12 protein-coding genes are annotated in these 13,028 nt (G+C 66.9%); 4 read left to right on the forward strand and 8 right to left on the reverse strand.

Annotated elements, in window-relative coordinates:
* Positions 1 to 524: 524 nt before the first annotated feature.
* Complete coding sequence (locus VHO04_RS08785; RefSeq protein ID WP_329627973.1) at positions 525 to 2,843, reverse strand: TonB-dependent receptor; 2,319 nt, start codon at positions 2,841 to 2,843, stop codon at positions 525 to 527.
* 201 nt (positions 2,844 to 3,044) lie between these two features.
* Between VHO04_RS08785 and VHO04_RS08790 the strand changes: the two genes are divergently transcribed.
* Positions 3,045 to 3,680, forward strand: a complete 636-nt coding sequence (locus VHO04_RS08790; protein ID WP_329627974.1) for a TetR/AcrR family transcriptional regulator — start codon at positions 3,045 to 3,047, stop codon at positions 3,678 to 3,680.
* Positions 3,681 to 3,906: 226 nt separating this feature from the next.
* Here VHO04_RS08790 and metW read toward each other — a convergent pair whose 3' ends face one another.
* Together metW and metX are read right to left on the reverse strand one after the other, a co-directional pair.
* Positions 3,907 to 4,494: a methionine biosynthesis protein MetW gene (gene metW / locus VHO04_RS08795; protein ID WP_329627975.1), complete on the reverse strand. Its 588-nt coding sequence runs from the start codon at positions 4,492 to 4,494 to the stop codon at positions 3,907 to 3,909.
* Positions 4,495 to 4,498: 4 nt separating this feature from the next.
* Positions 4,499 to 5,620 (reverse strand): homoserine O-acetyltransferase MetX, encoded by a 1,122-nt coding sequence (gene metX / locus VHO04_RS08800; RefSeq protein ID WP_329627976.1) that lies wholly within the window; start codon positions 5,618 to 5,620, stop codon positions 4,499 to 4,501.
* Positions 5,621 to 5,710: 90 nt separating this feature from the next.
* On the opposite strand from metX, the gene hisC reads away from it, so the two are divergent.
* Together hisC and VHO04_RS08810 are read left to right on the forward strand one after the other, a co-directional pair.
* Positions 5,711 to 6,826, forward strand: coding sequence for a histidinol-phosphate transaminase (gene hisC, locus VHO04_RS08805; RefSeq protein ID WP_329627977.1), 1,116 nt, complete (start codon positions 5,711 to 5,713; stop codon positions 6,824 to 6,826).
* The gene (locus VHO04_RS08810) at positions 6,826 to 7,734 is read left to right on the forward strand and encodes a prephenate/arogenate dehydrogenase family protein (protein ID WP_329627978.1); all 909 of its coding nucleotides are present in this window, start codon (positions 6,826 to 6,828) and stop codon (positions 7,732 to 7,734) included. The genes hisC and VHO04_RS08810 overlap by 1 nt, the downstream gene beginning before the upstream one ends.
* Before the next feature lie 84 nt (positions 7,735 to 7,818).
* Here the strand turns inward: VHO04_RS08810 and VHO04_RS08815 are convergent, their stop codons facing one another.
* Genes VHO04_RS08815 through ftsE form a run of 4 tightly spaced genes read right to left on the reverse strand, consistent with a single transcriptional unit; the run spans position 7,819 to position 10,739 of the window.
* Positions 7,819 to 8,556 carry a lysophospholipid acyltransferase family protein gene (locus VHO04_RS08815; protein ID WP_329627979.1) on the reverse strand — a complete coding sequence of 246 codons (738 nt, stop codon included), beginning with the start codon at positions 8,554 to 8,556 and terminating at the stop codon, positions 7,819 to 7,821.
* 8 nt (positions 8,557 to 8,564) lie between these two features.
* Entirely contained in the window at positions 8,565 to 9,095 is a 531-nt protein-coding gene (locus VHO04_RS08820) for a YdcF family protein (RefSeq protein ID WP_329627980.1), read from the reverse strand.
* Positions 9,092 to 10,009, reverse strand: coding sequence for a cell division protein (locus VHO04_RS08825; protein WP_329627981.1), 918 nt, complete (start codon positions 10,007 to 10,009; stop codon positions 9,092 to 9,094). The genes VHO04_RS08820 and VHO04_RS08825 overlap by 4 nt, the downstream gene beginning before the upstream one ends.
* Positions 10,010 to 10,016: 7 nt before the next feature.
* Positions 10,017 to 10,739 carry a cell division ATP-binding protein FtsE gene (gene ftsE, locus VHO04_RS08830; protein WP_329627982.1) on the reverse strand — a complete coding sequence of 241 codons (723 nt, stop codon included), beginning with the start codon at positions 10,737 to 10,739 and terminating at the stop codon, positions 10,017 to 10,019.
* A gap of 158 nt (positions 10,740 to 10,897) precedes the next feature.
* Between ftsE and VHO04_RS08835 the strand changes: the two genes are divergently transcribed.
* Entirely contained in the window at positions 10,898 to 11,686 is a 789-nt protein-coding gene (locus tag VHO04_RS08835; RefSeq protein WP_329627983.1) for a zinc-ribbon domain-containing protein, read from the forward strand.
* 39 nt (positions 11,687 to 11,725) lie between these two features.
* Here the strand turns inward: VHO04_RS08835 and VHO04_RS08840 are convergent, their stop codons facing one another.
* Complete coding sequence (locus VHO04_RS08840; RefSeq protein WP_329627984.1) at positions 11,726 to 12,787, reverse strand: YeiH family protein; 1,062 nt, start codon at positions 12,785 to 12,787, stop codon at positions 11,726 to 11,728.
* Between the last annotated feature and the right edge of the window lie 241 nt (positions 12,788 to 13,028).

A 13,028-nucleotide genomic window follows, 5' to 3' on the forward strand; every position in this document is an offset into this window, starting at 1 on the left:
ATTGCGGACATAGGTAAGGATCATATTCTCTCCCCTTGAGGGAGAGATACGAAGGCTTGGCAGCTTGCTGCCTAGCCGAAGTTGAGAGGGGGTTTTGCGTCCGCTGGCGTCGCCCCCCTCTCCAAGCTTCGCTAGCTCCCAAGGGAGCAAGCTGCACTATCCTCTCCCTCAAGGGGAGAGGAGGCTATGTCCGCTCTCCACCCCAAAGCCGACATCGGCTTCAAATGGGCCTTTCCTACATTATTCGGCTGTGTCAGCTTTCACTCGGCTCTTTCCTTCGGTGGATAAAAGCGGTCGCGGTTCAGCTTGCGGGTGCGGTCACGGCGAAGCGTGCCGGGTGCGCTCAGCACAGCGCGAGGTTCAAATCGGGAAATGCAATGGGCTGAACTTTCCTGAACTTTGGAGTGACTATGCGGCCCTAGCACTGGCCTGATTCCGGAACCAAGACGCTCTGGCGGCGGCGGACCATAGAAAAAGGGGCGCCCGACGGACGCCCCTTTCCCCCTTTTTTCCGGTGGGGTGGGTCAGAATTTGACCGTGCCGGTAACGAACACCTGGCGCGGGTTGCCGTAGAAGGCGGTCTGCACGCCTTCGAGCCCCAGCGTCGATATGCTGCCGTTCTGATAGTTGTAGCCCGACGTGATATACTGCTTGTCGGTCAGATTCTTGCCGTGGATGCCGATCGAATAATCGCCGCTGTCGGCGGTCCACACCAGGCTCGCGTCCCACAGCACATAGCCCGGCTGGTCGAGCGCGGGGATCGGCACTTCGAACTGGTGGGTCAGGCTGCGATAGGTGAGGCCGGTCGAGGCGTCGATATTGCCCCCCATCGCCGGAATGCCGACGGCGATCGAGCCCATCACCGTCCATTTCGGGGTGTTCTGGAAAGTGCGCTGATCGGCGACATCGGTGCCGGTGGGGCCGATGAAGCGCTTGTACTTGGCATCGATAAAGCCGAACCCGCCGTTGAAGCGGAAGGTCGAGCCGGTGCCTGCGAAATCGCGCGCCAGGACGGCGTTCGTTTCGGCCTCGATGCCTTGGAGACGCGCCTTCGCGGCGTTGGTGGTGATGCCGCAGAAGCTCTGCAGGCCGCCAACGAGACACCCGACCGAGCCCGGAATCTGGACGTCCTTGTAATCCATGTAGAAACCCGCGAGGCTCAGCGTCAGGCGGCGGTCGAGCAATGACCCCTTGTAGCCGAGTTCGTAGCTGTCGACCTTTTCGGGGTCGAAGCCGAGGAAATCATAGATGTCCTGATAGCTGGCTGGGGCGGGCGGATTGCTGCTGGGCGCCGACGTGCCCGACCCGCGCGGGTCGAAGCCGCCGCCCTTGAAGCCCTTCGAGTAGGAGGCGTAGACCATATTGTTGTCGTCGGGCTTGAAGCTCAGCGAGGCGCGCGGGGTAAATTCCTTGAAGGTGCGGTCGCCGTGGAAATTGGTCGCGATCGCCGACGTGAAGACCGGCACCGTGCCGCCGAATTCGGGCGAAAGGCCCGAAAGCCGCGTCGCCTTGTAGACGAAGGCGTTGCGCTTGTCGTTGGTGTAGCGGCCGCCGACCGACAGGCTGAGCTGGTCGGTGAAGTCGAAGGTGAAGTCGCCGAACACCGACCAGGTCTTGGTCCGCACGTCGCCCGCGGTATAGGCGTTGTAGCCGGGGAAGCCGACCGACGATCCGACGAGACCCAGCAGCACGTCGAACGATGTCGCGGCCTTGGCGTCGAGATAATAGAAGCCGACGAGGCCGTGCAGCCGGTCGCTTTCATAAAGAAGCTGGAATTCCTGGCTGAGCTGTTCGTTGCGATAGACGGCGGGGACGTCGACGTCGACCGACGGCAGCGCGTCGAAGTCGATCGGGGTGTAGCTCGTATCCTTGCGCCACGCGCTGATCGAGCGCAGCGTCAGATTGTCGGTCAGTTCTGCCGAGACGTTCATCGCGAGGCCATAGGCCTTCACGTCCTGCTTGGGATCGTTGAGCCCGGCGCGGGTGTCGTAGACGTCCTTGAGCACCGGCGCGCCCGAGAACAGGCCCGGAATCAGGCGGTGGCCGTTGCGGGGGTCGGACTTGTCGCGCGTATAGTCGCCCGAAATGCGGATCAGTACCGGCGCGCCATTGCCGCCGAGTTCGATCGTGCCGCGACCCGCCCAGACGTCCTTATTGTAATTTTCCAGGCCCTTGATGGTCAGATTGTCGCCGAAGCCGCCGCGCGACAGGCGTGCGACCGACCCGCCGACGCGAACGATATCGCTGATCGGCGCGCTTGCGGTGACGACGAGATCAGCCTGCTTGTAGGTGCCGAGCGTGCCGCGGATGCGCAGTTCGGGCGAATCGGGATTGAGCGCGCGGGTGACATATTTGACGGCGCCGCCGATCGTGTTGCGGCCGTAAAGCGTGCCCTGCGGCCCGCGCAGCACCTCGATCCGCTCGACGTCGTAGATGTCGAGCACCGCGGCCTGCGGCCGGTTCAGATAGACGTCGTCGAGATAGATGCCGATCCCCGCCTCGAAGCCGGGTACCGGATCCTGCTGGCCGACGCCGCGGATGAAGGCGGTCAGCGTCGAATTGGTGCCGCGCGAATTTTCGAGCGTGGTGTTCGGCGCCATGTTGGCGACGTCGGTGATGTCGATCGCGCCCGCCTTGGCCAGCGTGTCGGCCGACAGCGCGGTGACCGCGATCGGCACGTCGATCAGCCGCTCGTCGCGGCGACGCGCGGAAACGATGATTTCGTTACCGTCGTCGCTGCTGGCACCGGCCTCCTGCGCTTGGGCGGCGGGCGTGAAGGCGAGCAGCGACAGCGCACTCGTCGCGGAAAGGACGTGATGCAGCGAACGGGCGAAAGGACGCATGAAAACTCTCCCATGGGCGGGAGGCCCCTCGCCACCCGCTGCTTTTCTTGGGCCCGGTCTTGCCAAGCCGCGCAGGGGTCTATAATGAAACATGAACCAAGTTTCAACTTGGAATGTGCAGCCGTCGCTTTTTGCTTGCCAGTGGTGCCGAAATGCCACGATGCAAAAAAGCGCAGCGCGCTAGGGGAGACGGGAAGGCGCATGGATCAGCCGCAGTCAGTGCCGGAGACCGCCGAGAGCGAAAGCCGTGACAAGACGCCGCGCACCGAGCGCGGGCGCCGTACCTTGCGCAAGCTGCTCGACGCGGCAGCGGTCGAATTCGGCGAGCGCGGTTTCCACGATGCATCGATCAGCGGCATCACCCGCCGTGCCGGCACCGCGCTCGGCAGCTTCTACACCTATTTCGATTCCAAGGAGGAAATCTTCCAGGCACTCGTCCGCCACATGAGCGAGTTGCTCCGCGACCATGTGACGCCCGAGGTGCAGGCGGCCCCCGACGAGATCAGCGCCGAACGCATCGGCCTCTTGTCCTTCCTCGGCTTCGTGCGCGAGCATAAGGAAATCTATCGCATCATCGACGAGGCCGAATTCGTCGACTACGCCAGCTATCGCCGCCACTATGAAACGACGGTCGAGCGCATGCGCCAGCGGCTCGAGGCGGGCGCCGCACGCGGCGAGATTCGCGCCGACGCGAGCGAGGTTCATGCCTGGGCGATCGCCGGGATGAACGTCTTCCTCGGCATGCGCTATGGCCTGTGGGACGAGAGCGCCGATATCGACGAGGTCGCGCGGATCGCGAACGACATGCTCGCGAACGGGCTGAAGAAGAAGGATTAGTCGGTCGTTGCTCTCGTAGTTGCGAGGGTCGGGTCGAGCGGCAGCTTTGGTGAGAGTGCCCGCTTTCCACACCGAAACCGCCGCCTATAAACTCTCGTCATCCCGGACTTGATCCGGGATCCATTCTCTCAGCGCTGGATGAATGGATCCCGGATCAAGTCCGGGATGACGATGAAACATAGATCCACTCCCGGCTGCAAACCGCCACGGCGCTGGCGAATGTGGACTACCCCCGCGAAATCAAAAAGATCGCATGTTCGGCGCGCCAGCTTGCGGCGGCGTCGCTCGTCGGGCGATCGCCCGACAGATACCATGCCTGTTCGACCCGGATCCCCTTGCCGCCGACGAGGTCGCGAAAATCGCTGACCGTCACATGGTGGATGTTCGGCGTCTCATACCAGGCCACCGGCAACAGCCGTGTTACCGGCATCCGCCCGTTCCACAGCAGCGCGAGGCGCACCCGCCAGTGCGCGAAATTGGGGAAGCTGACGAAGGCGCGCGGCGCGATGCGGAGCAGTTCATCGACGATGCGGTCGGGGCGCTCGGTCGTCTGGAGCGTCTGCGACAAGATCGCATAGTCGAACGCGTCGTCGGGATAATCGGCGAGGTCGCGGTTCGCGTCGCCCTGCACGACCGACTGGCCGCGTGCGATCGCCGCGGTGACATTGGCCGGATCGATCTCCAGCCCACGGGCATCGACCTCGGCATCGCGCAGCGCCGCGATCAGCGTTCCGTCGCCGCAGCCGACGTCGAGGACGCGCGTGCCGGCAGGCACCGCGCCGGCGATGATCGCCAGGTCGGGGCGCAGCGTCACGGCGTCACCCCTCCGCCCGGAGCGCGCCCGCGACGAGGCGGTCGAGCGCGGGGACGTCGAGGAGGAAGCTGTCGTGGCCGAAGGGCGCCGACAGCTCGACGAAGCTCGCCGCCGCGCCGACACTTTGCAGCGCCTGGACGATGCGGCGCGATTCGCTGGTCGGATAGAGCCAGTCGGTGTCGAAGCTGACGAGCGTGAAGCGCACGTCCTTCGCGCGTGCGAAGGCGCCCGCGAGCTGACCCTCGTGTGGCTCGGCGAGGTCGAAATAGTCCATCGCCCGGGTGATATAGAGATAGGCGTTGGCGTCGAAGCGGTCGGTGAAGGCGAGTCCCTGGTGCCGCAGATAGGATTCGACCTGGAAATCGGCGTCGAAGCCGAAGCTCTTGATGTCGCGCGCCTGCAGGCGGCGGCCGAATTTCTCGGTCAGCCCCGTTTCGGAGAGATAGGTGATATGCGCCGCCATCCGCGCGACCGCGAGCCCCTTGGTGGGGGTGCAAAATTTGTCGTAATAATCGCCGTCCTGCCAGTCGGGATCGGCCATGATCGCCTGCCGCCCGACCTCGTGAAAGGCGATATTCTGCGCCGAATGCCGCGCCGCGCTGGCGATCACGATCGCCGAGCCGAGCCGTTCAGGGTGCGCGGCGGCCCAGGCGAGCGTCTGCATCCCGCCCATCGATCCGCCGATGACGGCATGAAGCCGGTCGATGCCGAGATGATCGAGCAGCATCGCCTGCGCGCGCACCATGTCGGCGATCGTGATGACGGGGAATTTCATGCCCAGCGGCGTCCCGGTCGCGGGATCGGGGGTCGCGGGGCCGCTCGTGCCCATGCAGCTGCCGAGGACGTTGGCGCAGATCACGAAATATGTGTCGGTATCGACCGGTTTGCCGGGGCCGACCATGCGCGCCCACCAGCCGGGCTTGCCCGTCGCCGGATGGTCGCTCGCGACATATTGGTCGCCGGTCAGCGCGTGGCAGACGAGCACCGCGTTCGATTTACTGGCGTCGAGCGTGCCATGGCTTTGATAGGCGATCGTAACCGATGGCAGCGTCTGGCCGCTGTCGAGCGACAGCGGCGCGTCGATCGTTACGCTGCGGTGCTGGATCTGGTGGAGAAGGCTCGCCATCGGTAGCGCGGAGCTAAGCGCGCGCACGGAGGCTGTCAACGTGCTGGACGAGATGCTGGACTTGGGGGCCAGAGCCGCTAAACGGCCGGCATGACCGACAGCAGCGCGACCCTCACTCCGAAGCCGTGGATCAGCGGCATCGCCCCCTATGTTCCGGGCAAGTCGGCCGGTGCCGACGGCCGCCCTTTGATCAAACTCAGCGCCAACGAGAATCCGCTCGGCACCGGCGCGAAGGCGCGTGAGGCATTCGCCGCGGTGCAGGGCGCCGCGGACGCGCTGTCACGCTATCCCGACCCCGGCGCGGCGGTGCTGCGCGAGACGATCGCCGCGAAATACGGCCTCGACCCGGCGCGCGTCATCTGCGGCAACGGATCGGACGAACTGCTCCACCTCGCCGCGGGCACCTATGCCGGGGCGGGCGACGAGATTCTCTATGTCCGCTATGGCTTCGCGGTGTACGAGATCGCCGCGCGGCGCGTCGGCGCGACGCCGGTCGAAGCCGACGACCGCGACTATGCGACCGATGTCGATGCGCTGCTTGCCGCGGTGACCGACCGGACCCGCGTCGTCTATCTCGCCAATCCGAACAATCCGACCGGCACGCTTGCGACGAGGGAAGAGGTGGCGCGGCTCTACGCCGGGCTGCCGAAGAACGTCCTGTTCGTGATCGATCAGGCCTATTCGGAATATCTGAGCGCGCACGAGGACGATGGCGGGCTGGGCCTTGCGAAGACTCAGCCGAACGTCTTCGTCACGCGCACCTTTTCGAAGATTCACGGCCTTGCCGCCGAGCGGATTGGCTGGGGCTATGCCGCCGCCGAGGTGATTTCGGCGCTGCACCGCATCCGCCTGCCGTTCAACGTCACGCGCGCGGGGCAGGCGGCGGCGGTCGCGGCGCTCGGCGACGACGATTTCGTGAACGCCAGCCGCGAGCATAATGCGACATGGCGGGCGTGGCTTGCGGGCGAGCTCGAAGCGCTCGGCAATCACGGCGTCCGTGTCGTGCCGTCGGCGACCAACTTTCTGCTCGTGCTGTTCGAGGGCGAGGTGAGCGCCGAGACGGTTTACAATCGGCTGATGGATGCGGGCTATATCGTCCGCTGGCTGCCGGAGCAGGGGATTCCGCAGGCGCTCCGCATGACGATCGGCACCGAGGACGAGACGCGCGGACTTGCCGCGGCGATCCGCGCGGCGCTGGCGGGGTGATGGCGCGCGCCGTCGGCCACGTGACGATCGTCGGGCTCGGCCTGATCGGCTCGTCGATCGCGCGCGCGGTGAAGGAGCGGCTGCCGCAGGTGACGGTGACCGGCCATGATGCCAGCGCCGACGTCCGCGTCGCGGCGCGCGCGCTCGGCTTCTGCGATGCGGTCGCCGACGATCCCGCGGCGGCGGTGGCCGGGGCTGATCTGGTGATCCTCGCGGTGCCGGTCGGGCGGATGGCCGACGCGGGATCGGCGATCGCGCCGGGTCTGCGCGACGATGCGATCATTTCGGACGTCGGCTCGTCGAAAAGCGGCGTCGCCGACGCGCTCGCCAAGGCGCTTCCCGGCCATCTCGTCATCCCGGCGCACCCGGTCGCGGGGACCGAGAACAGCGGTCCCGCCGCCGGCTTCGCAAGCCTGTTCGAGGGACGCTGGTGCATCGTCACCCCGCCCGCGGGCGCGCCCGGGGAGGCCGTCGCGGCGGTCACCGGCTTCTGGCAGGCGCTCGGCGCCAAGGTCGAGACGATGGAGGCCGCGCATCACGACCGGGTGCTCGCGGTTACCAGCCATTTGCCGCATCTGATCGCCTATACGATCGTCGGCACTGCAAGCGAGCTCGAGGAAGTGACCGAGAGCGAGGTGATCAAATATTCGGCGGGCGGCTTCCGCGACTTCACCCGCATCGCCGCGAGCGACCCGGTGATGTGGCGCGACGTCTTCCTCGCCAACAAGGAGGCGGTGCTCGAAACGCTGCAGCGCTTCAACGAGGATCTGACCGTGCTTCAGCAGGCGATCCGGCGCGGCGACGGCGGCAAGCTGGAGGACTGGTTCACGCGGACGCGGGCGATCCGCCGCTCGATCATCGAGCAGGGTCAGGACGATGCGGCGCCCGATTTCGGGCGCAAGCACTGACCCCTATCGTCGCCCCCGCGAAGGCGGGGGTCGCTGGCCGCCTGTGCTATGCCGATAGCGGCCCCCGCCTTCGCGGGGCGACGATTATTTTTCGGTCGGGATTCCGCTCGCCAGCAATGCCTCGGGCGGATTGAGCGCATTGATCGCGCGCCACACGCGCTCTTCGGCTTCCTCGCGCGGCAGGCCGGCGGGGATCGTCTCGCCGATCCTATAGGTGATCGTCCCCGGCCATTTGACCCAGCGGCGCGGCGGATAGGCGATGCCGCTGTTCACCGCGACCGGGATCACCGGCACGCCGAGCATCCGGTAGACGCCGGCGAAGCCCGACCGCAGCGGCGGCGCCTTCCCGTGCGGAACGCGCGTCCCTTCGGCAAACAGCACTAGCGGCCGGCCGGCGGCGAGCGCGGCCTTGGCGGCGTTCAGCATCGCGCGCATCGCCTTGCCGCCACCCTCGCGGTCGACGGGAATCAGGCCATAGAAGCGCGCTGCCTGTCCCCAGACCGGGATCGAAAAAAGCTGCTCCTTGGCGAAGACAGCGGGCCATCGGAACAGCATCGGCTGCTCGATCGTCTCGAACGCCCCCTCATGCTTGAAGACATAGAGGACGGGGATGTCGGGCATCGCGCCCTCGACGACGATCCGGTGGCCCAGCACGAAGCGGCAGATCAGGCGGTGAAAGATCGCCCACAGCCGCACGAACCAGCGCGTCGCATGATGTGATATCGGCAGCGACACCACCGCGCCGATCGACGCGATGCTGCTCATGATCACGAACAGGATCCAGAACAGGATCGAGCGGAAAAGGGCCAGCGTATAGCGCATCGCCGCGCTCAAAGCCCGAGCAGGCCGCCCGCCAGCCCGGCGAGATATTTGTGATATTCGCGGAACAGGGTCGCGAAGCTCGGATGGCTGCGCACCGCGTCGGGCAGGATCGCCACCTTGGCGCCGAGCGCGCGGCCGATCTCGTACTGCGCGCGGCGCATGTGCCAGTCGGTGGTGATCAGGCGGATGCTCCTGTAGTTGCGCCGCGCAACCCAGGCCGCGACCTCGGTCGCATTCGAGCGCGTGTCCTCGGCCTCGAACCCCAGCGCGATGCAGCAGTCGAACAATTTTTGCGGGCGTCTATATTCGGCAGCGAGTTCCTTGGGCTTCACCTCGCGCGCGACGCCACTGATCAACAGGCGCTTCGCTTCGTCCTTTTCGAGCATTTCGAGCCCGCGGTCGATGCGTCCCGGGCCGCCGGTGAGCACGACGATCGCGTCGGTCTTTTGCGATGCGGCTGGCAACGGCAGCAGCAGGGCGAACCAGGCAAAGCCGAGCACCCAAGCCAGAAAGAGAAGAGATATCAGCCGTTTGATCATAGAATCTTCTGAAGCGCGGCGAGCAGGGTCTGCCGCGCGGTCAACGCCGCGAGCGCGATAGCCAATAGCGGCAGCGCCAGCAAGAGCGCCCAGCCCCAGGGGCCGAGCGATGCGGTCGCGGCGAGCCCCGCGGTGACCCCCGACCACTCCCAGCCGATCAGCAGCAGGATCGCGGCGGCGACTGCGCTGCCGAGCGCGATGCCGTAGGCGGTGTCGATCGCGATCCGCCGCTGGAACAGGCGCGCGATCTGCCGGTCGGTTGCGCCGATCATGTGCAGCATCTCGATCGTCGCATAATGGGTGCCGAGCGCGGCGCGCGCGGTCATGATCACCACCGCCGCGCTCGCCGCGGTCATCAGCAGGACGAGCGCGCCCGCGACCCAAGCAAGCGAGCGGATCAGCCGCGCGACCGGCTCCAGCCATTCGGCGTGCGGGATGATCCGCGCGCCCGGCGCTTCGCGCGCGACGAGGGCGCGAAGCTGGCGCATGGGGGCCGCGCGGTCCTCACCGACGAAATCGATGTCGACGAGCGCGGGTAGCGGCAGCGAGTTCAGCACCGGGTCCCCGCCCCCATCGGCGCTTTCTGTGCTGCCGAACCATTGGCCGAGCGTCGCGCGAAGCTCTGCGGGTTCGACGGCGCGCGCCGACCGCACGAAAGCCTGTCCCGCCGCCGCGCGCCGCAGCGCTGCCGCCTGCTCGGCGCGGGTGACCGGGTTGGCGGTGACGATCTGCACTGTCACGCGCCCGGCGATCGCGGCGCCGATCGCGTTCGCCGATCGCGCGAGGCCGACGCCTGCGGCGGCGGCAAGCAGGGTCAGCAGCATCAGGATCGCGATCACCCATGGGGTGGGCCCCGACAGGCGACGGTCGGGAAGCAGGCGGCGATGCTGGACGGGAACGCGCGGGATGATCATGCCGGCATCACGATCGGTTCGGCGGATAGCGCAGCGCGCCGGTGGGATCGGACAGCCGCCCCTTTTCGAGCCGCATCATCTGCGCATTCTCGATCCGGCTGATCAGGTGGATGTCGTGGGTCGCGACGACGACGGTGGTGCCGAGGCGGTTGAGCGCCTCGAACAATCCGAGCAGGCGCCCCGCCATTTCGGGATCGACGTTGCCGGTCGGCTCGTCGGCGACGAGCAATTGCGGCCGCGCGATCACCGCGCGGGCGATCGCGACGCGCTGCTGCTCGCCGCCCGACAGTGTCGGCGGAAAGGCCTCCGCACGCTCGCCGAGTCCGATCCAGCTCAGCATCTCGCCGACCGGCCCCGCCAGATCCTCTTCGCCGACCCCCGCGATGCGCAGCGGTAGCGCGATATTATCGCGCGCGCTCAAATGCGGGATCAGCCGGAAATCCTGAAAGACGACGCCGATGCGGCGGCGAAAGCCGGGCAGGCGATGGCGCGGCATGGTCACCAGATCCTCGCCGAACAAGCGGATGAGGCCGCGGCTCGGCCGCTGCGCAAGATAGAGCATCTTCAAAAGCGACGTCTTGCCCGCGCCCGAAGCGCCGGTCAGGAAATAGAAGCTGCCGGGCTGAAGGTTGAAGCTGATGTCGCTCAAGACTTCGGCATCGGGGCCATAGCGCAGCCCGACGCCGTTGAATTCGACCATCGCGCCGCCGGGACGGGGCGGCGGCGTCATGACGCCATCCGGGCGCGATCGGGCGCCTTTCGCGAGGCGCGGGGCGTGGAAGCAGCGGCGCTCATGGCGTTGCCTGTTACACGGCTGTCCACCGACGTAAAGCGCGAAGCGCGACACGGTGCTTGCAACGCGTGAATCGGCGTGTTTAGAGGGGCTCCATGATCCTCGCCTGTCCGTCCTGCCATACGCGCTACGTCGTGCCCGATACGGCGATAGGTGCCACGGGGCGCACCGTGCGCTGCGCCAATTGCCGTCATAGCTGGTTCCAGGAGCCCGCCGCGCCCGCTGCACCCGTTGTGGTGCCCGCCGCGCCCGAGCCGGTATCGGCGCCCGAACCCGCACCCGAAACGGCGTCTGCCGCGCCGGTACCAGAGCCGGCACCGGTCGCCGCGCCTCTGCCCGACGAGCCTGTTGCCGAACAGGCGCCCCCGCCGCCACCCGAAGCCTTTGCCGTTCCCGAACCGCAGGTGATGGTCCCGCCCGCCGAGGACGCGCCGCTGCCTTTCCGCCGCCCGCGCCGCAATCCGGCGAAGCGCTGGACGTGGATCGCGGGCAGTGCCGCCGCGCTGATGCTCGCCGCGACCGGCGCGCTCTACTGGTTCGGCCTGCCGGGCTGGGCGCAGGGGCTCGGCATCCCCGGCATGGCCGACGAGCCAGATCTCGTCATCGAACTGCCGCCGAACCAGGACCATCGCGAGCTGCCCGACGGCACCATCTATTTCGCCGCCTCGGGGGTGATCATTAACCCGACCGACCGCGAACAGCGCGTCCCGCCGATCCTTGCCGAACTGCGCGATGCGCAGGGAACGATCGTCTATAGCTGGACGATCAAGCCGCCGGTCCGCACGCTGCCGCCCAATGAAAAGGTGAATTTCAGCGAGGCAAAGCTCGACATCCCGCGCCGCGCGACGCAGCTTACGGTGAGCTGGGCGCTGCCGAAGGGCTGATAAAACAAGAGCTTGTCGTGACGTCGCGACGTCCCGGCGTCACATCAATTCGACCGCCGCCAGCGAGAGCAGGAAGCTCGTCAGCGTCGCGACGATGATCGGCGCGAAACTGCGCCAGCCCTGGTCGAGGAGCAGGTGGAGGCGCGCCTTCATCGCGGTGGCGACGATCGCCAGCAGCAGCAGCGCCTGCGCGGCGATGTTCGCGCCATGGACCGCGGACTTGGGCAGCGCGACCAGCGAATTGACTGCCGCGAGCGCGAGGAAGCCGAGGATGAACCAGGGCAGGCGCAGCGGAATGCGCCGCTTTTCGGTTGCGTCGCCGTCGGCGCGTGCCAGCCACAGGCCGACGAGCATCAGCATCGGCGCGAGCAGCGCGACGCGGGTCAGCTTGACGATCGTCGCGACCTCGCCCGCCTGCGGCGAGAAGGAAAAGCCGCCGCCGATCGCCTGCGCGACGTCGTGGATCGAGGCACCGATCAGAAAGCCCGCCTGCGTATCGGACAGGTGCAGTTCGGTCGCGAGGATGGGATAGAGCGTCATCGCAAGCGCGCTCGCGACCGTGATCCCGACGAGCGTCATGGTGAAGCGCGCCTGATCGACGCGCTTGTCGCCGATCAGCGAATAGAGCGCGAGCGCGGCCGACGCCCCGCAGATCGCGGTTGCGCCGCCCGCGAGCAGCGCGGCGTGGCGGTCCTGCCGGAACAGCGATGCGCTGGCGACGGTGATCAGGATGACCGCGAGCATGATGACGATCAGCAGCGCGAAGGGCAGCGGCCCCAGTTCGGCGAGCTGTTCGGCGGTGATCCGCGCGCCGACGAGGACGATGCCGATACGCAGCGCGGTCTGCGACATCAGGTCGAGCCCGGCGTGGGTGCGCCGGTCCTGCGACAGGAAGCTCATCGCAAGGCCGATAAGCAGCCCCATCAGCACCAGCGGCGCGGCATAATGATCGGCGAGCCACGCCGCGGCGAGCGCCGCGATCGCGGTGACGAGCGTGCCGGGCAGATAATCGCGCCACCGCCGTTTCGCGGGCGGCGCTGCCTCGAGGTGCATTTCACCATAAAGGTCGGCCGCCATCGGCCAGCTTTGTTCGGACGCCATGCGATCCCTCCGCTTCATTGCCCGCTTCGCATATCCGCGCGGCGCGGTCGATAGGCCATTGCTGGCGCGCCGTTGGCTTGCTAGAGGCCGCGCTCTACCGGCACCCGTAGCTCAGCTGGATAGAGCGCTGCCCTCCGAAGGCATGTGTCAAGCAGTTTGCGATGAGAGGTGAGTCAGAAAGGGAAAGGAAAAACAAGCGGTTGTCAGTTTGGAGGATGGGCCGCTACAAACCGAATGAATG

Source organism: Sphingopyxis sp. (assembly GCF_036261875.1).
Classification (GTDB): domain Bacteria; phylum Pseudomonadota; class Alphaproteobacteria; order Sphingomonadales; family Sphingomonadaceae; genus Sphingopyxis.